Origin of the sequence: Streptomyces sp. NPDC098101 (genome assembly GCF_044760185.1) — a bacterium.
Taxonomy (GTDB): Bacteria; Actinomycetota; Actinomycetes; order Streptomycetales; family Streptomycetaceae; genus Streptomyces.
On record NZ_JBIWAS010000003.1, the window covers coordinates 1,141,952 to 1,167,532 of the forward strand.

Annotated in this window: 23 protein-coding genes and 1 riboswitch; of the genes, 17 read left to right on the forward strand and 6 right to left on the reverse strand. The window is 71.9% G+C overall.

Annotated features, from left to right (window positions below; genetic code table 11):
- The first annotated feature begins 206 nt into the window (after nt 1-206).
- Entirely contained in the window at nt 207-1,043 is an 837-nt protein-coding gene (locus ACIQVI_RS18240) for a hypothetical protein (protein WP_403596633.1), read from the forward strand.
- Nucleotides 1,044-1,164: 121 nt separating this feature from the next.
- On the opposite strand, the gene glgX is transcribed toward ACIQVI_RS18240, so the two are convergent.
- Entirely contained in the window at nt 1,165-3,366 is a 2,202-nt protein-coding gene (glgX, locus tag ACIQVI_RS18245; protein WP_351971526.1) for a glycogen debranching protein GlgX, read from the reverse strand.
- Nucleotides 3,367-3,530: 164 nt separating this feature from the next.
- Here glgX and ACIQVI_RS18250 point away from each other — a divergent pair, with 164 nt between their 5' ends.
- The 6 genes from ACIQVI_RS18250 to ACIQVI_RS18275 all read left to right on the forward strand — a co-directional run bounded on the left by ACIQVI_RS18250 (nt 3,531) and on the right by ACIQVI_RS18275 (nt 8,968).
- A complete protein-coding gene (locus ACIQVI_RS18250) occupies nt 3,531-4,748 on the forward strand; it encodes an Ig-like domain-containing protein (protein WP_351973243.1) in 1,218 nt (405 codons plus the stop codon).
- Between the two features lie 194 nt (nt 4,749-4,942).
- Nucleotides 4,943-6,196 (forward strand): Ig-like domain-containing protein, encoded by a 1,254-nt coding sequence (locus ACIQVI_RS18255; RefSeq protein ID WP_403596637.1) that lies wholly within the window; start codon nt 4,943-4,945, stop codon nt 6,194-6,196.
- A gap of 83 nt (nt 6,197-6,279) precedes the next feature.
- On the forward strand, nt 6,280-7,047 hold the full coding sequence (locus tag ACIQVI_RS18260; RefSeq protein WP_351973245.1) for an enoyl-CoA hydratase-related protein: 768 nt from the start codon (nt 6,280-6,282) through the stop codon (nt 7,045-7,047).
- 125 nt (nt 7,048-7,172) lie between these two features.
- Nucleotides 7,173-7,691 carry an ATP-binding protein gene (locus ACIQVI_RS18265; protein WP_351973246.1) on the forward strand — a complete coding sequence of 173 codons (519 nt, stop codon included), beginning with the start codon at nt 7,173-7,175 and terminating at the stop codon, nt 7,689-7,691.
- A gap of 445 nt (nt 7,692-8,136) precedes the next feature.
- Complete coding sequence (locus ACIQVI_RS18270) at nt 8,137-8,352, forward strand: EF-hand domain-containing protein (RefSeq protein ID WP_121828714.1); 216 nt, start codon at nt 8,137-8,139, stop codon at nt 8,350-8,352.
- Nucleotides 8,353-8,437: 85 nt separating this feature from the next.
- Nucleotides 8,438-8,968 carry a hypothetical protein gene (locus ACIQVI_RS18275; protein WP_403596643.1) on the forward strand — a complete coding sequence of 177 codons (531 nt, stop codon included), beginning with the start codon at nt 8,438-8,440 and terminating at the stop codon, nt 8,966-8,968.
- A 12-nt stretch (nt 8,969-8,980) separates the two neighbouring features.
- Here ACIQVI_RS18275 and ACIQVI_RS18280 read toward each other — a convergent pair whose 3' ends face one another.
- From ACIQVI_RS18280 to gcvT, 4 genes are all read right to left on the reverse strand, one after another.
- On the reverse strand, nt 8,981-10,351 hold the full coding sequence (locus ACIQVI_RS18280) for an L-serine ammonia-lyase (protein ID WP_351973247.1): 1,371 nt from the start codon (nt 10,349-10,351) through the stop codon (nt 8,981-8,983).
- Between the two features lie 160 nt (nt 10,352-10,511).
- Nucleotides 10,512-11,780: a serine hydroxymethyltransferase gene (glyA, locus tag ACIQVI_RS18285; protein WP_403596648.1), complete on the reverse strand. Its 1,269-nt coding sequence runs from the start codon at nt 11,778-11,780 to the stop codon at nt 10,512-10,514.
- Between the two features lie 32 nt (nt 11,781-11,812).
- Nucleotides 11,813-12,193 carry a glycine cleavage system protein GcvH gene (gene gcvH, locus ACIQVI_RS18290; protein WP_030218599.1) on the reverse strand — a complete coding sequence of 127 codons (381 nt, stop codon included), beginning with the start codon at nt 12,191-12,193 and terminating at the stop codon, nt 11,813-11,815.
- 77 nt (nt 12,194-12,270) lie between these two features.
- A complete protein-coding gene (gene gcvT, locus ACIQVI_RS18295; RefSeq protein ID WP_351973249.1) occupies nt 12,271-13,395 on the reverse strand; it encodes a glycine cleavage system aminomethyltransferase GcvT in 1,125 nt (374 codons plus the stop codon).
- Nucleotides 13,396-13,563: 168 nt separating this feature from the next.
- Nucleotides 13,564-13,677: riboswitch (glycine riboswitch) on the reverse strand.
- 151 nt (nt 13,678-13,828) lie between these two features.
- Between gcvT and ACIQVI_RS18300 the strand changes: the two genes are divergently transcribed.
- The 8 genes from ACIQVI_RS18300 to ACIQVI_RS18335 all read left to right on the forward strand — a co-directional run bounded on the left by ACIQVI_RS18300 (nt 13,829) and on the right by ACIQVI_RS18335 (nt 22,904).
- Nucleotides 13,829-14,491, forward strand: a complete 663-nt coding sequence (locus ACIQVI_RS18300; protein ID WP_403596653.1) for an AAA family ATPase — start codon at nt 13,829-13,831, stop codon at nt 14,489-14,491.
- A 133-nt stretch (nt 14,492-14,624) separates the two neighbouring features.
- The gene (locus ACIQVI_RS18305) at nt 14,625-15,365 is read left to right on the forward strand and encodes an enhanced serine sensitivity protein SseB (RefSeq protein ID WP_351971591.1); all 741 of its coding nucleotides are present in this window, start codon (nt 14,625-14,627) and stop codon (nt 15,363-15,365) included.
- Between the two features lie 119 nt (nt 15,366-15,484).
- Nucleotides 15,485-16,276, forward strand: coding sequence for an enhanced serine sensitivity protein SseB C-terminal domain-containing protein (locus ACIQVI_RS18310; RefSeq protein ID WP_351971592.1), 792 nt, complete (start codon nt 15,485-15,487; stop codon nt 16,274-16,276).
- Nucleotides 16,277-16,629: 353 nt separating this feature from the next.
- Complete coding sequence (locus ACIQVI_RS18315; protein ID WP_403596657.1) at nt 16,630-17,649, forward strand: ABC transporter permease; 1,020 nt, start codon at nt 16,630-16,632, stop codon at nt 17,647-17,649.
- Nucleotides 17,650-17,758: 109 nt separating this feature from the next.
- Nucleotides 17,759-19,531: an ABC transporter substrate-binding protein gene (locus tag ACIQVI_RS18320; RefSeq protein ID WP_351971594.1), complete on the forward strand. Its 1,773-nt coding sequence runs from the start codon at nt 17,759-17,761 to the stop codon at nt 19,529-19,531.
- A 114-nt stretch (nt 19,532-19,645) separates the two neighbouring features.
- Entirely contained in the window at nt 19,646-20,644 is a 999-nt protein-coding gene (locus tag ACIQVI_RS18325; RefSeq protein ID WP_121828754.1) for an ABC transporter permease, read from the forward strand.
- A complete protein-coding gene (locus ACIQVI_RS18330) occupies nt 20,641-21,747 on the forward strand; it encodes an ABC transporter ATP-binding protein (protein WP_121828706.1) in 1,107 nt (368 codons plus the stop codon). The genes ACIQVI_RS18325 and ACIQVI_RS18330 overlap by 4 nt, the downstream gene beginning before the upstream one ends.
- 8 nt (nt 21,748-21,755) lie before the next feature.
- Nucleotides 21,756-22,904: an ABC transporter ATP-binding protein gene (locus tag ACIQVI_RS18335; RefSeq protein WP_403596916.1), complete on the forward strand. Its 1,149-nt coding sequence runs from the start codon at nt 21,756-21,758 to the stop codon at nt 22,902-22,904.
- Between the two features lie 73 nt (nt 22,905-22,977).
- Here ACIQVI_RS18335 and ACIQVI_RS18340 read toward each other — a convergent pair whose 3' ends face one another.
- Nucleotides 22,978-23,700, reverse strand: coding sequence for a VOC family protein (locus ACIQVI_RS18340; RefSeq protein ID WP_403596662.1), 723 nt, complete (start codon nt 23,698-23,700; stop codon nt 22,978-22,980).
- A 235-nt stretch (nt 23,701-23,935) separates the two neighbouring features.
- Between ACIQVI_RS18340 and ACIQVI_RS18345 the strand changes: the two genes are divergently transcribed.
- Both ACIQVI_RS18345 and ACIQVI_RS18350 read left to right on the forward strand, forming a co-directional pair.
- Nucleotides 23,936-24,613 carry a trimeric intracellular cation channel family protein gene (locus ACIQVI_RS18345; RefSeq protein ID WP_121828704.1) on the forward strand — a complete coding sequence of 226 codons (678 nt, stop codon included), beginning with the start codon at nt 23,936-23,938 and terminating at the stop codon, nt 24,611-24,613.
- Nucleotides 24,614-24,636: 23 nt separating this feature from the next.
- Nucleotides 24,637-25,512, forward strand: coding sequence for a thioesterase family protein (locus ACIQVI_RS18350; RefSeq protein WP_351969295.1), 876 nt, complete (start codon nt 24,637-24,639; stop codon nt 25,510-25,512).
- Nucleotides 25,513-25,581 lie beyond the last annotated feature (69 nt).

A 25,581-nucleotide genomic window follows, 5' to 3' on the forward strand; every position in this document is an offset into this window, starting at 1 on the left:
GACACGGCTCATCCGGTTTTCCGGCGGGGCCTTCGGGGGCGGAGCCGCACGCCCCCGCCGGGTACGGGCGGGGCCCCCGGGCGCCCGGCGGCCCGGACCGGGTCCCGCGCCCGGGGCCCGCCGGTTCCGGAATGCCCTTGACCGGACGAAGCCGCAGGCCGGAGACTTGCGCGGCCCCGCACCGGGGTGCACACGGAGGGGACCGCATGACCACGCTCGACACCTATGAGACCCGCTGCGAGCAGCTCTTCCTCGCGGGCGGCAACGCGGCCGTGCGCCGGGCCGCGCAGGAGGGCCTCGACGCGCTCGGCCCGCAGCCCGACCTCTACTGCTGGCTCGCCCTGGGCCACGCCGCCGAGGACGAGGACGACCACGACGACCTGGCCGAGGAGGCCTTCCGGGCCGGGCTCGCCCTCGACCCCGACCACCTCGGGCTCCTCGCCGGCTACGCCGAGCTGTGCCTGCGCGCCGACGGGTTCGACCACCCGGGCCGGGCCGGCCGCGCCGGCGCCCTCTCCCGGCGCCTGAACGAACTGGCCCCCGAATCCGCCGAGGCCGACCGGCTCGCCGCCGCCGAGCGCTGGGCCCGCCGGGGCTACTGGGAGGACCTGCGAACGGCCGCCGTCCAGGGCGTGATCGCCTCCGGACACACGCAGGAGCAGGCCCGGGCCCTCGACGCCGACCTCGCCGCCGGGGCAGACGCCGTCCGCGCCGCCGACCCCACCGACCGCGAGGCGGCCGTCCGGGCCGCGACCGTCGAGGCGCTCGCGGGCCCCCGGAACGCGCCGGTGCGCTTCCTCGGACGCCACCGCACGGTGGTCTGGGCGCTCTCCTGCTGCCTCGCCCTGGTCACCAACCAGCTGCTCCGGCAGACGGGGGCCGTCGACAGCTTCAGCCTGTGGGGCTACCTCTGGCTGCTGCCGGTCCTCGTCGTCGACCGCCGCTTCGCCGCCGTGCGCAAGGAGGCCGAGGCCCGGTACGTGACCCGACTCGAAGCGGAACTCGCCACCGGCCACGACCGGGAGACCCCGGTCCGCCCCTGAGCGGCCGGGGCCGGCGGAACCCGGCGTCCTGCCCGCGTCCGAGCGGTGCGGGAGGGCCTACCGGACGGCGCCCGCCGCCCGGACCTCCCGCGCCCGCCGCCCGGACCTCCCGCCCCCGGCCTCATCTCGACACCCGCAGCAGCACCACCGACCGGGCCCCCACCGGGAGGACCTCGCCGCCCCGGTGGACCGTGCCCGGCGGTCCGGACTGGTCGTCGCGGGCGGTGTCCACGACCAGCTCGTAGGTCTCCGCCCACGGCGGGCCCGGCAGCCGGAAGTCCAGGGGGCGGTGGCCGGAGTGCAGGACGGCGAGGAAGCTGTCGTCGGTGATCCGCTCGCCCCGCGCGTCCCGGCCCGGGATGTCCCGGCCCGACAGGTACAGGCCGAGCGTCCCCGTCCGCGCGTACCAGTCGCCCTCCGTCATCTCGGCCCCCTCGGCCGTGAACCAGGCCAGGTCCCGCAGCCCGTCCGCGCGCTGCGGACGGCCGGAGAAGAAGGCCCGGCGGCGCAGCACCGGATGCCGGTGCCGCAGGGCGAGCAGCCGCCGGGACAGGGCGAGGAGCTGGGCCCGGCCCGGGTCCTCCGGCAGCGACCAGTCGAGCCAGCCGATCTCGTTGTCCTGGCAGTACGCGTTGTTGTTGCCGCCCTGGGTGCGGCCCATCTCGTCGCCGGAGACCAGCATCGGCACCCCGGTCGACAGGAGCAGGGTGGTGAGCAGGTTGCGCTGCTGGCGCAGCCGCAGCGCCCCGATCTCCGGGTCGTCGGTCTCGCCCTCCGCGCCGCAGTTCCAGGACCGGTTGTCGTGGGTGCCGTCCCGGTTCCCCTCGCCGTTGGCCTCGTTGTGCTTCCGCTCGTACGTGACGAGGTCCCGCAGGGTGAAGCCGTCGTGGGCGGTGACGAAGTTGACGGAGGCGTACGGCCGGCGCCCGCCCCAGGCGTACAGGTCGCTGGAGCCGGAGAGCCGGTAGCCGAGGTCCCGCACGTCGGGCAGCGCCCCCCGCCAGAAGTCCCGTACGGCGTCCCGGTAGCGGTCGTTCCACTCGGTCCACAGCGGCGGGAACGCCCCCACCTGGTAGCCGCCGTTGCCCACGTCCCACGGCTCCGCGATCAGCTTGACGCGGCGCAGGACCGGGTCCTGGGCGATGACCGCCAGGAAGGGGGAGAGCATGTCGACGTCGTGGAAGGAGCGGGCGAGGGCCGCCGCCAGGTCGAAGCGGAAGCCGTCCACCCCCATCTCGGTCACCCAGTAGCGCAGGCTGTCGGTGATGAGCCGCAGCACCTGCGGCTGCACCACGTGCAGCGTGTTGCCGCAGCCCGTGTAGTCGGCGTACCGGCGGGCGTCGGACTGGAGCCGGTAGTAGCCCCGGTTGTCGATGCCCTTCAGGGAGAGGGTCGGGCCCAGCTCGCCCGCCTCCGCCGTGTGGTTGTAGACCACGTCGAGGATGACCTCGATCCCGGCCGCGTGCAGCGCCCGCACCATCTTCTTGAACTCGCCGACCTGCTGCCCGGCCGTCCCCGAGGAGGAGTAGCCGGCGTGCGGCGCGAAGTAGCCGACGGAGTTGTACCCCCAGTAGTTGCGCAGGCCCCGCCGCAGCAGGTGGTCCTCGTGCGCGAACTGGTGCACCGGCAGCAGCTCCACCGCCGTCACCCCGAGCCGTACGAGGTGGTCGATCGCGGCCGGGTGCGCGAGGCCCGCGTACGTGCCGCGCAGGTGCTCGGGGATGCCCGGGTGCAGCTTCGTGAAGCCCTTGACGTGGACCTCGTAGATGACCGAGTCCTGCCAGGGCGTCTTGGGCCTGCGGTCGTCGGACCAGTCGTCGTCGTCGTGGACGACGACCCCCTTCGGGACGTGCGGGGCGGAGTCCCGCTCGTCGCGGACGGTGTCGGCCACGTGCTGCTGCGGCCAGTCCCGGACGTGCCCGTACACCTCGGGGGGCAGCGCGAACTCGCCGTCGACGGCCCGCGCGTACGGGTCGAGGAGCAGCTTCGCCGGGTTCCACCGGGCGCCCGTCCACGGGTCCCAGCGGCCGTGCACCCGGTAGCCGTACCGCTGCCCCGGGCCGATCCCGGGCACGAAGCCGTGCCAGATCTCGTGGGTCAGCTCGGTCAGCGCCAGCCGCGTCTCCGTCCCGTCCCCGTCGAACAGGCACAGCTCGACGGCCTCCGCCCCGCCCGCCCACAGCGCGAAGTTGGTGCCCGCGACCCCGCCGGGCCCGACCCGGCAGCGGGCGCCGAGGGGCGTCGGCGCCCCCGGCCACACGGGCGGCCCCGCCCGCTCCAGGGCACGCTGCTGTACCGCCTCCTGCTCGGCTGCGCTCGCCACCGTCCGGCCTCCCGCGGCTCCGTCGGGTCCGCGCGCGGGGAGCGGTGGCGTCCCGGCCACCGCTCCCCGCGCGAGGTTCTCCCCCTGTTCTGCCCGCACGGCCGTGCTCCCAACATGACCCGTACGCACGTTTCCCCTGGAGGGTGGCCGTCGTTGGGCCGGGCGTGAGATCTGTATGGAAGCGGGCGGGGCGCGCCCTCGCGGTGGCGGGACTGTTGGCGGGCCTCGCGGGCTGTACCGGGACGGACGGCGGCGGGGGCCTCGGCCTCTCCCTGCCGGGCAAGGGGCGGGCCCCCGGCGACGTCATCCGGGTCACCCCGGAGGACGGCAGCCGCGCGGTCCCGGCCGGGGGACCGGTCGAGGTGCGGGTGGACGCCGGACGGCTCGAACGGGTGACCGTCGCCCGGGTCGAGGACGGCCGGCGGACCGAGGTCGCCGGGGAGCTGTCCGCCGACGGGCTGCGCTGGCGGCCGCCGGCCGGCAGCCGGCTCGCGCTCGCCGCCAAGTACAGCGTGGACGCCGTCGCCCTCGACGCGCACGGGCGCCGCTCGGCCCGCCACACCACCTTCACCACCGTGGTACCCGAGTCCCGCTTCATCGGCTACTTCAAGCCGGAGAACCGCTCCACGGTCGGCACCGGCATGATCGTCTCCTTCTCCTTCAGCCGGCCCGTCGAGAACCGGGCCGCGGTCGAGCGCGCCGTCCGGATCACCTCGGACCCGCCGGTCGAGGTCGCCGGCCACTGGTTCGGCAAGGAGCGGCTCGACTTCCGCCCGGAGCGGTACTGGGCCGCCGGCACGAAGGTCACCGTCGACATCGGCCTGCGGGACGTCGAGGGGGCGCCCGGCGTGTACGGCATCCAGCGCAGGAAGGTCGGCTTCACCGTCGGCCGCTCCCAGGTCTCCGTCGTGGACGCCGCCGCGCACACCATGGAGGTCCGCAGGGACGGCGGGGTCCTGGCCACCCTGCCGATCACCGCCGGGGCGCCGAAGACCACCACGTACAACGGGAAGATGGTCGTCACCGAGCTGTACGACGTGACCCGGATGAACGGCGCCACGGTCGGCTTCGGGGGCGAGTACGACATCGAGGACGTGCCGCACGCGATGCGGCTGACCGACTCCGGGACCTTCCTGCACGGCAACTACTGGGCGCCGCCCGAGACCTTCGGCACCGCCAACGTCAGCCACGGCTGCGTCGGGCTCCGGGACGAGAAGGGCGGCAGCGAGCGCTCGCCCGCGGGCTGGTTCTTCGACCGGACCCTCGTCGGCGACGTGGTCGAGGTGGTCAACTCCCGGGACCGGAAGGTCGCTCCCGACAACGGGCTCGGCGGCTGGAACACCGACTGGAAGAGCTGGAAGGCGGGCTCCGCGCTCCGCTGACCCCCGTCGCTCCCGTCGTCCCCCGCCACCCCCGCCGCTTCCGTCGTCCTCGCACGTCAATCGGGACGGAACGGTGACATGCGCGAGGATCTTTCGTGTCCTGCGGTGTGATTATCTAGCGCCGTGTGCGCGAGTGAATGCGCACGGGGGTGGGGCCGCGGCAGCGCCGGGCCGTGCGAGGGGAGACGACCACAGTGAACGGGCAGCCGATATCGGGGGCATCGGTACGGACCACCGGGCGGGGGCGGCGACGCGGGGGCGTCCGGCTCCAGGCCCTGGCCGCGGGGGCACTGCTCCTGGTGCTCACCGCCTGCGGCGGCGGGGACGCCACCGAAGGCGCGAAGGGCCCGGAGGGCCAGGGCGCCGGCAAGCAGGAGAACGCGGCCTCCCGGGCCGTCGTGACGATCCTTCCGAAGGACGGCGCCGACTCGGTCGCCACCAGCGGCGCCCTCAAGGTGACCGCCCAGCAGGGCAAGCTCACCACGGTCACGGTCGCCGACTCCAAGGGCACCGAGGTCGAGGGCGAGATCGCGGCGGACGGCGCCAGCTGGCAGCCGACCGCCCACCTGTCCGGGGGCACCCAGTACAAGGTCCACGCCGTCGCGAAGGACGCCGAGGGCCGCGAGTCGGCGAAGGACACCACCTTCACCACCCTGGTCCCGAAGAACACCTTCATCGGCCACTACACGCCGGAGGACGGCTCGACCGTCGGCGTCGGGATGCCGGTCTCCATCAACTTCACCCGGGGCATCACCGACCCCGAGGCCGTCGAGAAGGCCATCAAGGTGACGGCCGTGCCGTCCGTCCCGATCGAGGGCCACTGGTTCGGCAACGACCGCCTGGACTTCCGCCCCGAGCAGTACTGGGCCGCCGGCACCAAGGTGACGGTCCACCTCAACCTGGACGGCGTCGAGGGCCGCCCCGGCGTCTACGGCAAGCAGAAGAAGACGGTCACCTTCACCATCGGCCGCCGCCAGGTCTCCACCGTCGACGCCAGTGCCAAGACGATGAAGGTCGAGCGCGACGGGAAGATCGTCAAGACGCTGCCGATCACCGCGGGCGCGCCGTCCACGACCACGTACAACGGTCAGATGGTCATCAGCGAGAAGTACAAGGTGACCCGGATGAACGGCGCCACGGTCGGCTTCGGCGGCGAGTACGACATCAAGGACGTGCCGCACGCGATGCGCCTGTCCCAGTCGGGCACCTTCGTGCACGGCAACTACTGGGCCCCGAAGAGCACCTTCGGCTCGCAGAACGTCAGCCACGGCTGCGTCGGCCTCTCGGACACCCGGGGCGCGGGGGACAGCTCGACCCCGGCCGCCTGGTTCTACGACAGCTCGATCATCGGTGACGTGGTCGTCGTGAAGAACTCCAAGGACAAGCAGATCAAGCCGGAGAACGGCCTCAACGGCTGGAACATGCCGTGGTCGGAGTGGACCGCCTAGGCGCTCCCGGATTTTCGGCGGGGCCCGGTGCTGTGAGCAACAGCACCGGGCCCCCTCGCGTTAACGACCTCTAACCTTCTCCCATGACTGTGAACCTCGAAGTCGCCGACGGCGTCGGAACGATCCGCCTCGACCGCCCCCCGATGAACGCCCTGGACGTCGCCACCCAGGACCGGCTGCGCGAGCTCGCCCAGGAGGCGACCGACCGCGACGACGTGCGGGCCGTGGTCCTGTACGGCGGCGAGAAGGTGTTCGCGGCCGGCGCGGACATCAAGGAGATGCAGGTCATGGACCACGTGGCCATGGTCAAGCGCTCGCGCGCCCTCCAGGACGCCTTCACCGCCGTCGCCCGCGTTCCCAAGCCGGTCGTCGCCGCGATCACCGGCTACGCGCTCGGCGGCGGCTGCGAGCTGGCGCTCTGCGCCGACTACCGGATCGCCGCCGACAACGCCAAGCTCGGCCAGCCCGAGATCCTGCTCGGCCTGATCCCGGGCGCGGGCGGCACCCAGCGCCTCTCCCGCCTCGTCGGCCCCTCCAGGGCGAAGGACCTCATCTTCACCGGCCGGATGGTGAAGGCGGACGAGGCCCTCTCGCTCGGCCTGGTCGACCGGGTCGTCCCGGCCGCCGAGGTGTACGAGCAGGCGCACGCGTGGGCCGCGAAGCTGGCGCAGGGGCCGGCCGTCGCCCTGCGGGCCGCGAAGGAGGCGATCGACCAGGGCCTGGAGACCGACATCGACACCGGTCTGGCCATCGAGCGCACCTGGTTCGCCGGTCTGTTCGCCACCGAGGACCGCGAGCGCGGGATGCGCAGCTTCGTCGAGGAGGGCCCCGGGAAGGCGAAATTCGGCTGAGCTGACCGAAAGGGAGCCGTCGGGCGTCGGCCAGGTGTCCGTAAGGCACCTCTCCGGGGGCCCGTCGGGGGTCCGTGGGGGGCCGATTCCGGTGGAACGGCCCCCGCGGGCGGTTCCGTGCGGCCATGATGGGGGGCATGGCGGGCCTGGAGGGTAGGGAACAACCACGGCAGCGCGCGAGCGCCGCCGCGGGGCGGTGGCCATTGGCCGCGGATGACGAACAGGCCGCCGAAGCAGTCGAGTTGTACGGGAATCCGGCCGAGGGCGATGTCCGGCTGCCGTCCCGGCCCGAGTCCGCGTGGGTGGCCCGCAGGCTCACGCAGCACGTCGTGATGCGCCAGTGGGCGCTGGGGCCGCAGATCGCCGAGCACGCGGTGCTCCTGGTCTCGGAGCTGGTGGGGAACGCGGTCCGGCACACCGGCGCCCGGTCCTTCGCGCTGCGGTTGCAGCGGCGCCGGGGCTCGATCCGGGTCGAGGTGCGGGACCCCTCGCGCGGGCTGCCCTGTCTGATGCCGGTGCACGAGCTGGACACGAGCGGCCGGGGGCTCTTCCTGGTCGACAAGCTGGCGGACCGCTGGGGCGTGGACCTGGCGCCGCGCGGCAAGACGACCTGGTTCGAGATGCGGGTCGCGGACCGCCCCTGAACGCACGGAAGCCCCCGTGCGCCGTGGTGGGGGCGTGCGGGGGGCTTCCGTGTGATGCGCCGTGGACGGGGGGGTGTATCCACGGCCGCTGTGTCGACCTGGCCCGGGTCAACGGAGGTCGTGTCATCGACTATGGCAGACAAGTGCGCCATCGCCAAAAGTCCCTAGTGGGGCAAAAACGGTCAAACGCTGACACTTTAACTGTGAATCGTTGGTGACATGTGGCACCTGCCTTGTAAACAGTGAATGACTATGCGGTTCGTTGTGTGTTTCCCGGGGTCGTCCGCATGATGGACACCCGGCATGTGCCGCCGAACGCCCCGAATCGGACCAATGGCCACCAACGGGAAGCACCGCCCCGTGGGCAGCCGGGCGGGCGCGGCCGCCGGAGCCGGGGCGGCTAATCTGGCCCCCGTCAGACAAGCACCATGAAGGGGCGGAAACAGTGGCGGACATCGAGTCGGCACGCACGGCATTCAACCGGTACGACGTGGACGGGGACGGCTTCATCACCGCCGCTGAGTACAAGAGCGTGATGGCGCAGCTGGGCGACTTCAACGTCACCGAGACGGTCGCCGAGGCGATCATCAAGCAGCGCGACGACAACGGCGACGGCCGGCTGTCGTGGGACGAGTTCTGGTCGCACCTCAGCAAGGCCTGACCCACCCACCCGGACGGGCCGCGCGCCCCAGCGGCCGCCACCCGTCCGGGCCGGACCCCGACCGACGCCCGGGAGGACACCGGCCGTGACCGGCGTGGAATTCCTCGCCTCTTTCCTCGCCACCGGAGAGCTGCACGGCCTCCGCGTCGGCTCGACGCTCGCCGAGGTGGACCGGGCGCTCCGCCACCCCTTCGTCGACGTCGTCGGCGAGGAGGGGGCATGGCTGCGGCGGGACTACGGGCTCGTCGAGTTCGCCTTCAACCCGAAACCAGATCCGGGGCCGGGGCCGGGGCCGGAGTGGGTCGTGGCCACCGCGACGATCCAGCTGCACCGCCTCGCGCCGGACGACGGCCCGGCCCGGTCCTGGGCCCGGAGTACCGGCGTCGGGTTTCCCCGGTACACCTCCTGGGAGGAACTGCGCGACGCGCTCTCCCGTACGCACGGCGTCCCGGAGCTGAAGGTCACCGACCAGGGCGGGTTCCTCCAGTACCGGGCCGCGTCCTCGCACGTCTCCGTCCTCGTCGTGGACGACGGGGACGAGGAGCGCGGTGACCGCGTCGGCCACGGCGACGTGTGGAGCCTCGATCTGTGGGCGCCGCTCCGGACGGGCCGGTGACGGCCCGCCGCCTCAGCACTCGATGATGTTCACCGCGAGCCCGCCCCGGGCCGTCTCCTTGTACTTGACGCTCATGTCCGCGCCCGTCTCCTTCATGGTCTTGATGACCTTGTCGAGGGAGACCAGGTGGCTGCCGTCGCCGCGCATCGACATCTTCGCGGCCGTGACGGCCTTGACCGCGGCCATGCCGTTGCGTTCGATGCAGGGGATCTGGACCAGGCCGCCGACGGGGTCGCAGGTCAGGCCCAGGTTGTGCTCCATGCCGATCTCGGCGGCGTTCTCCACCTGCTCGGGGGAGCCGCCCAGGACCTCGGCCAGGGCGCCGGCCGCCATCGAGCAGGCGGAGCCGACCTCGCCCTGGCAGCCGACCTCGGCGCCGGAGATCGAGGCGTTCTCCTTGAAGAGCATCCCGACCGCGCCGGCCGCGAGGAGGAAGCGGACCACGCCGTCCTCGTCCGCGCCGGGCACGAAGTTCATGTAGTAGTGCAGGACGGCGGGGATGATGCCGGCCGCGCCGTTCGTCGGGGCGGTGACCACCCGGCCGCCCGCCGCGTTCTCCTCGTTCACCGCCATCGCGTACAGGGTGATCCACTCCATCGAGTGGGCCGCCGGGTTCCCCTCGGAGCGCAGCTTGCGGGCCGAGTTCGCCGCGCGGCGGCGCACCTTCAGGCCGCCGGGCAGGATGCCCTCGCGGGACATGCCGCGCGAGACGCAGGACTGCATGACCCGCCAGATCTCCAGGAGGCCCGCGCGGATCTCGTCCTCGGTGCGCCAGGCCTTCTCGTTCTCCAGCATCATCGCGGAGATCGACAGACCGGTCTCCTTCGCGAGGCGGAGCAGCTCGTCGCCGGTGCGGAAGGGGTACTTCAGGACCGTGTCGTCCGGCACGATCGGGTTCTCGCCCGCGACCGCGTCCTCGTCGACGACGAAGCCGCCGCCCACCGAGTAGTACGTCTTCTCCAGGACGAGCCCGCCCTCCGCGTCGTACGCGAAGACCGTCATGCCGTTGGCGTGGTACGGGAGCGCCTTGCGCCGGTGCAGGATCAGGTCGGCGTCGAAGTCGAAGGGGATCTCGTGGGCGCCGAGCAGGTTGATCCGGCCGCTCGCCTTGATCCGCTCGAACTCCTCGTCCGCGTGCTCGACGTCGACCGTGCGCGGGGAGTTCCCCTCCAGGCCGAGCAGCACCGCCTTGGGGGTGCCGTGGCCGTGGCCGGTCGCGCCCAGCGAGCCGTACAGCTCCGCCCGCACCTTCGCCGTGTGGGCCAGCAGGCCCTCGTTCTTCAGCCGGCGGGCGAACATCCGGGCCGCGCGCATCGGGCCCACCGTGTGGGAGCTCGACGGGCCGATGCCGATCGAGAACAGGTCGAAGACCGAGATGGCCACGGGAGGACTCCTTGTGGGGGCTGGACGTCGTTGTCTGCCGGGGTGGTGCAGAGAGCGCGTGGGGCGGGGGGACATGGGTCGGGGCACCGCGCCCGTCGTTCCAGTGTGCGCGGTGCCCCGGATGTCCGTACGAACAAAAGCGTACGAAATTACTACGAGATCACTTCAGGCCGGGGTACAGCGGGTGCTTGTCCGCGAGGGCGGTCACCCGGGCCTTGAGGGCCTCGGCCTTCTCCGCGTCGAAGCCCGGCTTCAGGGTCTCGGCGATGACGTCTGCGACCTCGCGGAAGTCCTCGGCCCCGAAACCGCGGGTCGCGAGCGCCGGCGTGCCGATGCGCAGGCCCGAGGTGACCATCGGGGGACGCGGGTCGTTCGGGACCGCGTTCCGGTTGACCGTGATGCCGACCTCGTGCAGCCGGTCCTCGGCCTGCTGGCCGTCCAGCTCCGAGTCGCGCAGGTCGACCAGGAGCAGGTGCACGTCCGTGCCGCCGGACAGGACCGAGACGCCGTGGGCGGTCACGTCGTCCTGGACCAGGCGCTCGGCGATGATGCGGGCGCCGTCCAGGGTGCGCTGCTGGCGCTCCTTGAACTCCTCCGAGGCCGCGACCTTGAAGGAGACGGCCTTGGCCGCGATCACGTGCTCCAGGGGGCCGCCCTGGAAGCCCGGGAAGACGGAGGAGTTCAGCTTCTTCGCGAACTCCTTCTTCGCCAGGATGACGCCGCCGCGCGGGCCGCCGAGCGTCTTGTGCGTGGTGGAGGTCACCACGTCCGCGTACTCGACCGGGTTCGGGTGCAGACCGGCGGCGACCAGGCCCGCGAAGTGGGCCATGTCGACCCACAGGTAGGCGCCGACCTCGTCCGCGATCCGGCGGAACTCCGCGAAGTCCAGCCGGCGCGGGTACGCCGACCAGCCCGCGATGATCACCTTCGGGCGGTGCTCCTTGGCGAGGCTCTCGACCTCGGCCATGTCGACCAGACCGGCCCCGTCCACGTGGTACGCGACCACGTTGAACTGCTTGCCGGAGAAGTTCAGGCGCATCCCGTGGGTGAGGTGGCCGCCGTGCGCCAGGTCCAGGCCCAGGATCGTGTCGCCCGGCTGGGCGATCGCGAAGAGGGCGGCCTGGTTCGCGGAGGCGCCGGAGTGCGGCTGGACGTTGGCGTACTCGGCGCCGAACAGGTCCTTGATCCGGTCGATGGCGATCTGCTCGGCCACGTCGACGTGCTCGCAGCCGCCGTAGTAGCGGCGGCCCGGGTAGCCCTCGGCGTACTTGTTGGTGAGGACGGAGCCCTGCGCCTCCATGACCGCGACCGGAGCGAAGTTCTCCGAGGCGATCATCTCGAGGGTGGACTGCTGACGGCGGAGCTCGGCGTCGACGGCGGCGGCGACGTCGGGGTCCAGCTCGTGGAGGGGAGTGTTCAGAAGCGACATGAATCGATCCCTAAGGGGTCTCGGGCCCGGTCTCAGTTCCCGGCGGAGAACGCGGCGTACTCGTCGGCGGTGAGCAGGTCGTCCGGCTCACCCGCGACGCGCACCTTGAACAGCCAGCCACCCTCGAACGGAGCCGTGTTCACCAGGGACGGGTCGTCCACCACGTCCTGGTTGGCGGCGACGACCTCACCCGAGACGGGGGAGTACAGGTCGCTCACGGACTTCGTCGACTCCAGCTCGCCGCAGGTCTCGCCCGCGGTGACGGTGTCGCCGACCTCGGGGAGCTGGGCGTAGACGACGTCACCGAGCGCGTTGGCCGCGAACTCCGTGATGCCGACGGTCGCGACGCCGTCCTCGGCGTCCGACAGCCACTCGTGCTCCTTGGTGTACCGCAGCTGCTGGGGGTTGCTCATGACCTGATTCTCCTGGATCGGGGGAGTGCTGATGAACGTGGGTCTTGCGGGGTGAGACGCGGAGGAGGACGACTTCGTCACTTCTGGCGCTTGTAGAACGGCAGCGCCACGACCTCGTACGGCTCGTGGGTGCCCCGGACGTCCACACCTACACCCTGGGTGCCGGGCTCCGCGTGCGCCGCGTCCACGTACGCCATCGCGATCGGCTTTCCGAGGGTCGGGGACGGGGCCCCGGAGGTGACCTCGCCGATCACCGCGCCGTCCTTGACGACGGAGAAGCCGGCGCGCGGGACCCGGCGGCCCTCGGCGATCAGGCCGACCAGCTTGCGCGGCGGGGCGGTCTCGGCGCGCTCGGCGGCCTTCTCCAGGGCCTCGCGGCCGACGAAACGGCCCTCGTTGGTCGTCTTCTCGAACTTCACGACCCGGCCGAGACCGGCGTCGAAGGGGGTGAGGGAGGTGGTCAGCTCGTGGCCGTACAGCGGCATCCCCGCCTCCAGGCGGAGCGTGTCGCGGCAGGACAGGCCGCAGGGGATCAGGCCGACGCCCTCGCCGGCCGCGGTCAGCGCCTGCCACACGCCCTCGGCGTGCTCCGGCTTCAGGAAGAGCTCGAAGCCGTCCTCGCCGGTGTAGCCGGTGCGGGCGATCAGCGCGGGCACGCCCGCGACCGTGCCCGGCAGACCGGCGTAGTACTTCAGGCCGTCCAGGTCGGCGTCGGTGACCGACTTCAGGATGCCGGGGGACTCCGGGCCCTGGATCGCGATCAGGGCGTACGCGTCGCGGTCGTCGCGGACCTCGGCGTCGAAGCCGGCCGCGCGCTCGGTGAGGGCGTCCAGGACGGTCTGGGCGTTGGAGGCGTTGGCGACGACCATGTACTCGGTCTCGCCCAGGCGGTAGACGATCAGGTCGTCCAGGATGCCGCCGTCCTCGCGACAGATCATCGTGTACCGGGCGCGGCCGGTGCCCACCGTGGAGATGTTGCCGACCAGGGCGAAGTCGAGGAGGTCGACGGCCTGCGGGCCGGTGACGGTGATCTCGCCCATGTGGGAGAGGTCGAAGAGGCCGGCCCGGGTGCGGACGGCGTTGTGCTCGTCGCGCTCGCTGCCGTACCGCAGCGGCATGTCCCAGCCCGCGAAGTCGGTCATGGTCGCGCCCAGGGAACGATGCAGCGCGTCGAGGGCGGTCAGGCGGGGGGCAGAGGTCATGGGGTGGCTCCCGGGTCCCAAGGGCGTTCGGTGACGAAGACATGACGGGCGAGGACGTCCTCCCCATCTGTCATGGAACCTGAGAGGTTCACCGGGGGCATCTCGTCACCGAGATCCCGGCTTGCACCTTGGGTGGGGACACCACGGTGTCCCGCTTTTCAGATCTGCCTCATCCACGCGGTACGGGGCCTGAGAGATTCAAGGGAGGGTCTTGCTCCTTCGGCGCCCGGACGCACTCTGTGGACGACCCACAGTGCTCCGGAACTCTCCCGCGCGGATTCGAACGGCCGGTATGCGGTTGTACAGGCGACTGTGCGCGCCTGGCGGGCACATCATTGCACGCGGTGTCGGCGCGGCAAATCGCTTGTGCCCCATTACCGTTTCTTTACACTTCTTGGGAAGGGTCTCCTGAGGCCCGGCAGGGGGAGAAGCGATGACGTTCCAGCACACCGGCGCGTATGCGACGAGTACCGGCATACCGTCCCCACGGGCCCGCGCCCGGACCCGGGGACGGGGCCGGCTCCTGCGGGACCTGCGCGAGCGCGGGGACCGGGGCCCCCGCGCCCTCGTCTTCGCGGCCGGAGACCTCGTGGTCGTCTCCGGGCTGCCCGGCAGCGGCAAGTCCACCCTCATGCGACGGACCGCCGGGGGCCGGGGCGTCGACTCCCAGGACGCCCGGGAGCGCTGGGAGGCCCGGATGCCCGGCCTCCTGCCGTACGCGGTCTACCGCCCCCTGGTCCGGATCGCGCACTACGCCGGGCTGCGCCGCGCCCTGCGCTCCGGCGCGAGCGTGATCGTGCACGACTGCGGCACCCAGTCCTGGGTGCGCGGCTGGCTCGCCCGCGAGGCCCGCCGCCGGGGGAGCGACCTGCACCTGGTCCTCCTCGACGTCACCCCGGACACCGCCAGGGCCGGGCAGGACGCCCGGGGCCGGGGCGTCTCCGCGTACGCCTTCGCCCGCCACCGGCGCGCCGTCGGCCGGCTGCTGCGGGCCGTCGAGGCCGGCCGGCTCCCGCCCGGCTGCGCCTCGGCGACCCTGCTCGACCGGGGCGCAGCCGACGCCCTCCGGACGATCTCCTTCGGGGAGGCCGCCTGACCGACGGGCCTCCGGTACGGCCCCTCCGGGGCGCTCGTACCCTTCTCTTCTGGCCACGGCGGTGCCGGGGCGGCGTTAGGGTGCTGCCGGGCGGCCGGGTACGGCAGGCCGTGCGGAGAAGGGGAACGGGACCGTGGACGTGACGTGGCCGGGCAACGAGCTCGAAGAGGTGCTCGCCGCCTCGCTCGGCGACCCCGGGGCGGGAGCCCGCCTCCTGGAGGTGCTGGGCCGCAGCCCCGTCTGGGTCCCCCTGCCCAACGGCGGCGGCCCCGACAGCGCCGACCTGGACCTCGCCACCCTGGAGATCGACGGCGCGGCCTACGTCCCCGTCTTCAGCTCCGAGCAGCAGCTCCGCGCCTGCGCCGGCGACCACATGTCCTTCGCCGTCGCCCCCGCCCGCGACTTCGCCCGCGGCCTGCCCCCGCAGCTCGGCATCGCCGTGAACCCCGGCGGCACCGTCGGCGTCCCGCTGCCCCCGCCCGCCGTCGCCGAGCTCTGCCGGGCCGGCCGGACCCCGCTCGACGGGCCCGCGTCCGGCGGCCGCGTCCGGCTCTTCGAGCCCGACTGGCAGGACGACCCCGTCGACTTCCTCGCCGCCGCCTCCGCCGAGTTCGAGGCCACCGGCGTCGTCGCCAGCGCCCGCCGCGCCCTCGCCAGCGTCGAGGGCACCGAACCGGCCCTCTTCATCGGCGTCCAGCTCTCCCACTGGGAGGGCGCCGACCGCACCGCCCCCCTGGACGCCCTCGGCCGGGCCCTCGGCCGCGTCGAGGTCGCCTGGCCGGTCAACCTCATCCTGCTCGACATGGCGCAGGACCCGGTGGGCGACTGGATGGTGGAGCGGGTCCGCCCCTTCTACCAGCGCGCCGCCGTGTGAGCGGCACCGTGTTTAAGCTGAACTGATTCGACGGGACCGGTTCGACGGAACGGTTCGACGGCCGCACCTGACCCGGTGGCCGTACAGACGTGGTGGACGGAAGAGGGGCGGGACCCAGGGTGAGCGCGTCAGGCACCGCTGCGACCGGTCAGGTCGAGCACATGCTGCGCCAGGTGGCACCCGGACGCTACGACGCGTACGAGCGGCTGCTGCACGCCCTCGCCGACGGCGAGCTCCGGATGCTGCTCTGGCAGGGCTCGCCCGGCTCGCCCGACGCCCAGTACGGGAACATGGAGGTCGACGGCTTCGGCTACGCGCCCTGCGTCACCTCCGACCAGGAGCTCGCCGCCTCCGGCTGGAACCGCGCCCACGAGCGCGTCACCGGCCGCGAGATCGCCCGTGCCCTCTACCCCGACCGCTGGGGCGTCTGGCTGAATCCGCACGCCCCCGGCGGCGGCGTCGGCATTCCCTGGGCCGACCTGCGCCGGATCGCCACCGGCCTCGACCGGATGCCCGCCGGTCCGCTGCGCGTCACCGAGCCCGCCCTGGAGATCCCGCAGTTCTACGCCCTGATCACGCAGAACGCGCACCGCACCCCGGCCGTCCGGGCGCTGCGCCGCGGCTGGGTGCAGCCCGCGCTCGGCTCCCCGTACCTCGTCATCGGGCTCGACCTGTACGACACCTCCCCGGCGGCCGTCGACACGGTCCGGTCGATGATGCGCCAGTCCATCGGCTCCGTCCCCGACGGGCTGCCCGTCTCGACGGTCGCCCTCTCCGACGCGTACGACCCGGTGGCGCTCTGGCTGCTGGCGAACGCGCGGCCCTTCTACGACCGCGAGGCGCACGCGGGACGCGGCTCCGCCCCCGCCCCGGGGTACGGGTACCCGCCGGCGGCTCCGTCCGGATACTGAGACGGCCCCTTCTTCCCCAGGGCCCCCACCGGCCTCGCCGGAGGCCATCGTTCGCCCCAATTGAAGAGCTCAAACGCCCAGTTGGGTGACATGTCCGATTGAGGGGAAGAGGGGCCGAGATGGTCCGCTCACACCCGTGCGGCGTCCGGATAACGGAAGTCGCAGCACCGCATCACGTTTGAGCAAACATTCCCCGTCAGGGCTGGCGGGTGATCACGAGCGCATTGAAGACTCCCCGGAACACCGGGTGTTCCGCTCCTTTTCGCGCAGGTACCCGGCAGGTTGTTCCACCGAGCCGCTACCCGCGGCGGGCAAGGGCCGGCTACCGGCGGCCGAGAGGGGTCCTCACCACGATGACGGCACCACTGCACGAGACCAGTGCGGGCGCGTCGACCGCCACCGTCGACGGCGTGCCCGCCGATCCCGGCACCCCCGGCCCCTCCGACAAGGGAATCCAGGGCCGTTCGCCCTGGAAGATCGCCTGGACCCGCCTCAAGCGCGACAAGCTCGCCCTCGCCGGCGCCTGCGTCGTCGTCTTCCTCATCCTGGTCGCGGTCTTCGCGCCGCTGATCGTCGGTCTCCTCGGCCACCCGCCGGACGAGTTCCACGAGGACCAGATCGACCCGCTCTTCGGCACCCCGATCGGCTCCTGGGGTGGCATCAGCTCCGACTTCCTCCTCGGGGTCGAGCCGGTCAACGGCCGCGACGTCTTCAGCCGCATCGTCTACGGCGCCCGGATCTCCCTGCTCGTCGCCTTCCTCGCGGCGGTCTTCGCGGTCCTCCTCGGCACCGTCCTCGGCATCGTCGCGGGCTACTTCGGCGGCTGGATCGACGCGGCCCTCAGCCGGGTCATGGACGTCATGCTCGCCTTCCCGCAGCTGCTCTTCACCATCGCGCTGGTCTCGGTGCTGCCCAACGAGCTCTTCGGCATCGAGGGCTCGGGCGTGCGCATCGGCGCCCTCGTCGTGGTGATCGGCTTCTTCGGCTGGCCGTACGTCGGCCGCATCGTCCGCGGCCAGACCCTCTCGCTGCGCGAGCGCGAGTACGTGGAGGCCGCCCGCAGTCTGGGCGCCGGCCGCCTCTACATCCTCCGCAAGGAGCTGCTGCCCAACCTGGTCGCCCCGATCACGGTCTACGCGACCCTCATGATCCCGACCAACATCCTCACCGAAGCGGCACTCAGCTTCCTCGGCGCGGGCGTGAAGCCTCCCACCGCCTCCTGGGGACAGATGCTGTCCAAGGCCGTCAACACCTACGAGTCGGACCCCCTGTTCATGGTGATCCCCGGCCTCGCGATCTTCATCACCGTTCTGGCGTTCAACCTCTTCGGCGACGGCGTGCGCGACGCGCTCGACCCGAAGGGCTCCCGCTGACCGTTCGCCGACGACCCGCATGACCAGCCCCTGCCGCTGTCGACAGGAGGCACATCCCCCTCGGCGGACCGCCGTAACGGCCGCCACTATCCCGGAGGTTGCGAGACCCATGACCCTGATGAGCTCTCAGAAGCGCAGAATCGCCGCGGGCGCGCTGCTCGCAGCGGCCACGATGGTCGTCACCACCGCCTGCGGCGGCGGCAACGGCGGCAACGGCAGCGGTGACAAGGGCAAGGACGGCCTCGCCTTCAACGGCGGCGTCAACAAGGTCCTCAACGCCTCCGACAAGAAGGGCGGCGAGCTGAAGTTCATCGGCTCGCAGGAGGCCGACTCGTGGGACCCGCAGCGCGGCTACTACGGCTTCGTGTGGGACTTCGCCCGCTACTACACCCGCCAGCTGGTCACCTTCAAGGCCGAGCCCGGCGCCGCCTCCACCGAGCTGGTCTCCGACCTCGCCACCGACACCGGCAAGGTCTCGGCCGACGGCCTGACCTACACCTTCACCCTGAAGGACGGGATCACCTGGGAGGACGGCAAGCCGATCACCTCCAAGGACATCAAGTACGGCATCGAGCGCATCTGGGCGCAGGACGTCATCTCCGGCGGCCCGATCTACCTCCAGCAGGTCCTCGACCCCAAGGGCGAGTACAAGGGCCCGTACAAGGACACCACCCCGGACAAGCTCGGCCTGAAGGCCATCGAGACCCCGGACGACAAGACCATCGTCTTCAAGCTGCCGGTCGCCAACGGCGACTTCCTGCAGATGCTGGCGATGCCCGCGGCCTCCCCGGTCCGCCAGGACAAGGACACCAAGTCCAAGTACGGCCTGAAGCCCTTCTCCTCCGGTCCGTACAAGTGGGAGTCCTACACCCCCAACAAGTCGATCAAGCTCGTCCGCAACGACAAGTGGGACGCCAAGACGGACACGATCCGCAAGGCGCTGCCGGACAAGATCAGCGTCACGTTCACCACGAACGCCGACGACATGGACAACCGTCTGATCGAGGGCGAGTACGACCTCGACATCAACGCGACCGGCGTCGGCGCCGCCGCCCGCCAGAAGGTGCTCCAGCAGCACAAGGGCAACATCGACAACCCGCAGACGGGCTTCATCCGCTACGCGGTCTTCCCGCAGACGGTCATCGACAACGTCGAGTGCCGCAAGGCGATCATCTACGCGGCCGACTCCAAGTCCCTGCAGACCGCCCGCGGCGGCCCGCAGGCCGGTGGCGACATCGCCTCCAACATGCTGCCGCCGGCGATCAAGGGCGCCGACCCGAAGGCCGACCCGTACGGCAAGCTCGCGGGCAAGGCGGACGTCGCGAAGGCCAAGGAGGCCCTCGCGAAGTGCGGCAAGCCGAACGGCTTCAAGACGACCATCGCGGTCCGCAACAACAAGCCGATCGAGATCGCCACCGCCGAGTCCCTCCAGCAGTCGCTGAAGGCCGTCGGCATCGAGGCCCAGATCGACCAGTTCGACGGCGCCCAGACCTCGGGCATCATCGGTTCGCCGAAGGTGGTCAAGGAGAAGGGCTACGGCATCATCATCATGGGCTGGGGCGCCGACTTCCCGTCGGGCCAGGGCTTCCTCCAGCCGCTGGTCGACGGCCGCTTCATCCTCCAGAGCGGCAACAACAACTTCTCCGAGCTGAACGACAAGGCCGTCAACGGCCTGTTCGACCAGGCGCTGAAGGAGACCGACCCGGTCAAGGCCGGCGAGCTCTACAAGCAGATCAACACGAAGGTCTCCGAGGCGGCGGTCTACCTGCCCTTCACCCACGAGAAGAACATCATCTGGCGCAGCTCCCGGCTGACCAACGTCTACACGGCGGACGCCTACAACGGCCGCTACGACTACGCGTCGCTCGGCGTCGTCAAGTAATCCGACCCGCTCCACCGGCGCACCACCCGCCGCAAGGTCCGAAGGGCAGGTGATGGCCGAGGGCGGCGGCCGGGGGACCCGATCGGGTCCCCCGGCCGCCGACCGGCCGACCGAATGCTTGCATACATAGTCCGGCGACTCTTCGCGGTCGTCGTGATGCTGCTCGTCGTCACGCTCGTGACGCTCAGCATCTTCTTCCTCATTCCCAAGCTGACCGGCAGCGATCCTGCCGCGATGTTCGTCGGCAAGCAGGCGGACCCGGCCTCCATCGAGGGCATCCGGCAGAAGCTGGGCCTGGACGAGCCGATCCTGGTGCAGTTCTGGCACTTCGTCTCCGGCATCTTCGTCGGCCGGGACTACACGGGCGGCGGCGACAGCATCCACTGCGCGGCCCCGTGCTTCGGCTACTCCTTCAAGACCGAGCAGGACGTCTGGACCATGCTGGTCGACCGGATCCCGGTCACCCTCTCCATGGTCATCGGCGCGGCCGTGCTCTGGCTGCTCATGGGTGTCACCGCCGGCGTCGTCTCCGCGCTGAAGCGCGGCACCGCGGTCGACCGCATCGCGATGGTCACCGCGCTCGCCGGTGTCTCGCTCCCCATCTACTTCACCGCCATGCTGGCGATGTTCCTCTTCCGCACCCAGCTCGGCTGGCTGGACGCCAAATACGTCCCGATCTCCGAGTCCCCGGGCGCGTGGTTCGCGGGCCTCCTCCTGCCCTGGGTCACCCTCGCCTTCCTCTACGCGGCGATGTACGCGCGCCTCACCCGCGCCACCATGCTGGAGGTCCTGGGCGAGGACTACATCCGCACCGCCCGCGCCAAGGGCCTGCCGGAGCCGGTCGTGCTCGGCAAGCACGCGATGCGCTCCACCATGACCCCCATCCTGACCATCTTCGGCATGGACCTCGGCGCCCTCGTCGGCGGTGCGGTCCTGACCGAGACCGCGTTCAACCTGTCGGGGCTCGGAAACGCCGCCTTCAAGGCGGTCGGCGACCGCGACCTGCCGGTGATCCTCGCGGTCACCCTCATCACGGCCGCCTCCGTGGTCATCGCCAACCTCGTGGTGGACCTTCTGTACGCGGTGATCGACCCCCGAGTGAGGCTCGCATGACGGACCAGCTGTCGAAGACCGGAGCGGCGGTGGAAGAGGCCGCCGCCCCCGGCGGTTCCGCCCCCTCCGGCGCCTTCCTCGACGTACGCGACCTGAAGATCCACTTCCCGACCGACGACGGTCTGGTCAAGTCGGTCGACGGCCTCTCCTTCCAGCTGGAGAAGGGCAAGACCCTCGGCATCGTCGGCGAGTCCGGCTCCGGCAAGTCGGTGACCTCGCTCGGCATCATGGGCCTGCACACGGTCGGCCAGTACGGCCGGCAGAAGGCCCGCATCTCCGGCGAGATCTGGCTGAACGGGCGCGAGCTGCTCTCGGCCGACCCGGACGAGGTCCGCCGGATGCGCGGCCGCGAGATGGCCATGATCTTCCAGGACCCGCTGTCCGCGATGCACCCGTACTACACGGTGGGCGCCCAGATCGTGGAGGCGTACCGCGTCCACCACGACGTCGACAAGAAGACGGCGCGCAAGCGGGCGACCGAACTCCTGGACCGGGTCGGCATCCCCGAGCCCGCCAAGCGGTTCGACAACTACCCGCACGAGTTCTCCGGCGGTATGCGCCAGCGCGCGATGATCGCCATGGCGCTCGTCAACAACCCCGAGCTGCTCATCGCGGACGAGCCGACCACCGCGCTCGACGTGACCGTGCAGGCGCAGATCCTCGACCTGATGCGGGACCTCCAGAAGGAGTTCGGCTCGGCGGTCGTCATCATCACCCACGACCTCGGCGTCGTCGCGGAGCTGGCCGACGACATCCTCGTCATGTACGGCGGGCGCTGCGTCGAGCGCGGCCCGGCCGAGCAGGTCTTCTACGAGCCGCAGCACCCCTACACCTGGGGCCTGCTCGGCTCGATGCCGCGGATCGACCGGGAGCAGACCGAGCGGCTCATCCCGGTCAAGGGCAACCCGCCCAGCCTCATCAACATCCCGAGCGGCTGCGCCTTCAACCCGCGCTGCCCGTACGCGGACGTCCCCAAGGGCGGCATCACGCGCACCCAGCGGCCCGAGCTGGAGCTCGTCGGAGAGCGCCACTACTCCGCCTGCCACATGCCGCAGGAGGAGCGCACCCGCATCTGGACCGAAGAGATTGCGCCGAAGCTGTGAGCGAGACCATGGAACCCCTGCTCAAGGTCACCGGCCTGCAGAAGCACTTCCCCATCCGGAAGGGCCTGCTGCAGCGCCAGAGCGGCGCGGTCAAGGCGGTCGACGGCCTCGACTTCGAGGTCTACCCCGGTGAGACCCTCGGCATCGTCGGCGAGTCCGGCTGCGGCAAGTCCACGATGGGCCGGCTCATCACCCGCCTGCTCGAACCGACCGGCGGCACGGTCGAGTTCCAGGGCAAGGACATCTCCCACCTCGGGGTGTCCGGGATGCGGCCGTTCCGCCGGGACATCCAGATGATCTTCCAGGACCCGTACGGGTCGCTGAACCCGCGCCACACGGTCGGCACGATCGTCTCGGCGCCCTTCCGGCTCCAGGGCGTCGAGCCCGAGGGCGGCGTGAAGAAGGAGGTGCAGCGCCTCCTCGGCCTGGTGGGCCTCAACCCGGAGCACTACAACCGCTACCCGCACGAGTTCTCCGGCGGCCAGCGCCAGCGCATCGGCATCGCCCGCGCGCTCGCGCTCAAGCCGAAGCTGGTCGTGGCGGACGAGCCGGTCTCGGCCCTGGACGTCTCCATCCAGGCGCAGGTGGTCAACCTCCTGGACGACCTCCAGGACGAGCTGGGCCTCACGTACGTGTTCATCGCGCACGACCTCTCGGTCGTCCGGCACGTCTCGGACCGCATCGCCGTGATGTACCTCGGCAAGATCGTCGAGCTCGCGGACCGCAAGTCCCTGTACGAGGCCCCGATGCACCCGTACACCCGGGCCCTGATGTCGGCGGTCCCGGTCCCGGACCCGCGCCGCCGGGGCGTCAAGAGCGAGCGCATCCTGCTCAACGGGGACGTCCCCTCGCCGATCGCCCCGCCGCCGGGCTGCCGCTTCCACACGCGCTGCTGGAAGGCCACGGAGGTCTGCAGGACGCAGGAGCCCCCGCTCCTGGAGCTCCGCCCGGGCCAGCGCGTGGCCTGCCACCACCCGGAGAACGCGGAGGGCGTGACGGTGCCGGGGGCGCGGGAGTCGGTGGAGATCACCGCGCCGGAGCCCGCGGCCGGTCCTGCCGCCGGTGCCGATGCCGATGCCGAGACCGCTTCCGGGGTCGGTGCCGAGACCGGTTCCGAGGCCGGTCCCGAGGCCGGGGACGCCGCGTCGAAGGAGTGAGTCCCGGGAGGTCCCGTCGTCCTCGTGGCGGCGGGGCCTCCCGCGCGTCGTGGCCGGGCGGGGCACGGGCCCGCTAGCCGGGCCTCCGTACGGAGAACTCGTTGCCGTCGGGGTCGAGCATCAGGACGTGCCCGTCGACGCCCTCGCTCTCGCCGACGTGCCGCGCGCCGAGCGCGACCAGGCGGTCGACCTCGGCCTCCGCGTCGGCCCCGGCGGGCAGCGCCAGCTCGAAGGACAGCCGGTTCTCGCCCGTCTGCGGCGCCACCGGGGGACCGCCCCAGGTGATCTTCGTACCGCCGTCCGGCGACTGGATCGCGGTCTCCTCGTCCTGGTCCCAGACCAGCGGCCACCCCAGGGCCCCGCTCCAGAAGTAACCGACCTCCTGCGTGCCGTCGCAGGCCAGCGCCCCGATGACACCGGTGTCGGCGAGGAACGCGTTGCCCGCCTCGATGACGCAGAACTCGTTGCCGTCCGGGTCGGCGAGCACCACGTGCCCCTCCTCGGGGAGTTGCCCCACGTCGAGGTGGCTCCCGCCGAGCTCCAGCGCCCTGGCCACGGTCCGCCGCTGCTCCTCCGGGGAGGCGCTCGTCAGGTCGAAGTGCGCCCGGTTCCGCACGGTCTTCGGCTCCGCTCCCGGCAGGAAGCGGAGGCGGAACCCGGCGTCCCCGGGAGGCAGCAGCGCGACGCCGTCGCCCGGCTCCCCGGCCGGGTCCCAGCCCAGGACCCCGGACCAGAACCGCGCCAGCTCCGTCGGCCGGGTCGCGCGGAAGCGGATCGCGAACAGCTGACCGGTCATGTTCCCTGGGTCTCCTCGTCGTCGACGGCCTGTGCGGGGCGCCCCGCCCTCCGGGCGAGCGCAGCCTAGGGGCGGCCGTACGGCGCCCGCATCCGGTTTTCGCCACGGGGCCACGGGGCCGCGGGTCTGCGAGGGCGCGGGGCCGGACGGGTGCGTCCGCCGGCGAGCGGCCGGGGCGGGCGGGCACGGTCGGCGGCGAGCGGTCGGGGCCGGGAACTACCGGCACAATTGGCCGGTGCTCCACGAACTGTTCACCCCCTCCGTCCAACACGCGCTCGATCTCGTCGGCATCTTCGTGTTCGCCATCTCCGGCGCCTTGCTCGCCGTCCGCAAGAACTTCGACGTCTTCGGCATCGCCGTCCTCGCCGAGGTCACCGCCCTCGGCGGCGGCCTCTTCCGCGACCTGATCATCGGCGCCGTGCCCCCCGCCGCCTTCACCGACCTCGGCTACTTCCTCACGCCCCTGGTCGCGACGGTCCTCGTCTTCTTCCTGCACCCCCAGGTGGAGCGCACCCAGACCGCCGTCAACGTGTTCGACGCCGCCGGGCTCGGCCTCTTCTGCGTGACGGGGACGACGAAGGCGTACGACTACGGCCTCGGCCTCACCGCCTCGGCCGCCCTCGGCCTCGCCACCGCCGTCGGCGGCGGCGTCCTGCGCGACGTGCTCGCCAACGAGGTGCCCTCGCTGCTGCGCTGGGACCGGGACCTGTACGCCGTCCCGGCGATCGTGGGCGCGACGACGGTCGTGCTCTGCATCCGCTTCGACGCCCTCAACGCCTTCACCAGCGGCGCCGCCGTCCTCACCGCCTTCGTGCTCCGCCTCCTCGCGATGCGCTACCACTGGCGCGCGCCCCGGGCCTGGAACCGCCGCTCCTCCACCCGTGAGGACCCGGAGAAAGCTACCGCTCAGTAGTAACCTGCGGTACCGTCGGATCCATGAGCACGAGCACCGAGACGAACGCCGCCGCGCCGTCCACCGCGCCGTCCGTCGCGACGAACGAGTTCGACCGCGACACCGCCGTCACCCTCCGGGAGCCCGGCGTCTACGACGCCGACCTCTCCGCCGGCTGGACGATCATCCACGCCGTCAACGGCGGCTACCTCCTCGCCCTGCTCGGCCGCGCCCTCGGCCACCACCTCCCGCACCCCGACCCGTTCACGATCTCGGCGCACTACCTCACGCCGTCCGTGCCCGGCCCCGCGGTGATCCGGACCGAGACCGTCCGCACCGGCCGGACCCTCTCCACCGGCCAGGCCTCGCTCTTCCAGTACGCCGAGGACGGCACCGAGGTCGAGCGCATCCGCGTCCTCGCCTCGTACGGCGACCTCGACGCCCTCCCCGACGACGTCCGCACCAGCGCGACGCCCCCGGCGATGGCCCCGATCGAGAACTGCTTCGGCGCCTCCGACGGCCCCACCCCGCAGATCCCCGGCTCCTCCGCCATCACCGAGCGGCTCGACATCCGCCTCGACCCGGCCTGCGTCGGCTGGGCGATCGGCGCCCCCTCGGGCAAGGGCGAGATGCGCGCCTGGTTCGGCCTCGCCGACGGGCGCGCGCCCGACGCCCTCTCCCTGCTCCTCACCGTCGACGCCCTGCCGCCGACCTCCTTCGAGCTGGGCCTCAAGGGCTGGACCCCGACCGTCGAGCTCACCACCCACGTCCGCTGCCGCCCGGCCCCCGGCCCGCTGCGGGTCTCCATCACCACCCGCAACCTGGCCGGCGGCTTCCTGGAGGAGGACGCCGAGGTCTGGGACAGCGCCGACCGCCTGGTCGCCCAGTCCCGCCAGCTGGCCCGCGCCCCGCGCGGCTGAGACCACCGCCGCCCCCGCCCTTGCCGCGCAGGGGCGGGGGCGGCGGCACAAACAGGCCAGGCGCGGGGA

Coding starts and splice junctions, on each gene's coding strand:
- ACIQVI_RS18240 (WP_403596633.1), top strand. CDS start 207: ATGACCACGCTCGACACCTATGAGACCCGCTGCGAGCAGCTCTTCCTC.
- ACIQVI_RS18260 (WP_351973245.1), top strand. CDS start 6,280: ATGACTGTGAACCTCGAAGTCGCCGACGGCGTCGGAACGATCCGCCTC.
- ACIQVI_RS18265 (WP_351973246.1), top strand. CDS start 7,173: ATGATGGGGGGCATGGCGGGCCTGGAGGGTAGGGAACAACCACGGCAG.
- glyA (WP_403596648.1), bottom strand. CDS start 11,780: ATGTCGCTTCTGAACACTCCCCTCCACGAGCTGGACCCCGACGTCGCC.
- gcvH (WP_030218599.1), bottom strand. CDS start 12,193: ATGAGCAACCCCCAGCAGCTGCGGTACACCAAGGAGCACGAGTGGCTG.
- gcvT (WP_351973249.1), bottom strand. CDS start 13,395: ATGACCTCTGCCCCCCGCCTGACCGCCCTCGACGCGCTGCATCGTTCC.
- ACIQVI_RS18300 (WP_403596653.1), top strand. CDS start 13,829: ATGACGTTCCAGCACACCGGCGCGTATGCGACGAGTACCGGCATACCG.
- ACIQVI_RS18315 (WP_403596657.1), top strand. CDS start 16,630: ATGACGGCACCACTGCACGAGACCAGTGCGGGCGCGTCGACCGCCACC.
- ACIQVI_RS18320 (WP_351971594.1), top strand. CDS start 17,759: ATGACCCTGATGAGCTCTCAGAAGCGCAGAATCGCCGCGGGCGCGCTG.
- ACIQVI_RS18325 (WP_121828754.1), top strand. CDS start 19,646: ATGCTTGCATACATAGTCCGGCGACTCTTCGCGGTCGTCGTGATGCTG.
- ACIQVI_RS18330 (WP_121828706.1), top strand. CDS start 20,641: ATGACGGACCAGCTGTCGAAGACCGGAGCGGCGGTGGAAGAGGCCGCC.
- ACIQVI_RS18335 (WP_403596916.1), top strand. CDS start 21,756: ATGGAACCCCTGCTCAAGGTCACCGGCCTGCAGAAGCACTTCCCCATC.
- ACIQVI_RS18340 (WP_403596662.1), bottom strand. CDS start 23,700: ATGACCGGTCAGCTGTTCGCGATCCGCTTCCGCGCGACCCGGCCGACG.
- ACIQVI_RS18350 (WP_351969295.1), top strand. CDS start 24,637: ATGAGCACGAGCACCGAGACGAACGCCGCCGCGCCGTCCACCGCGCCG.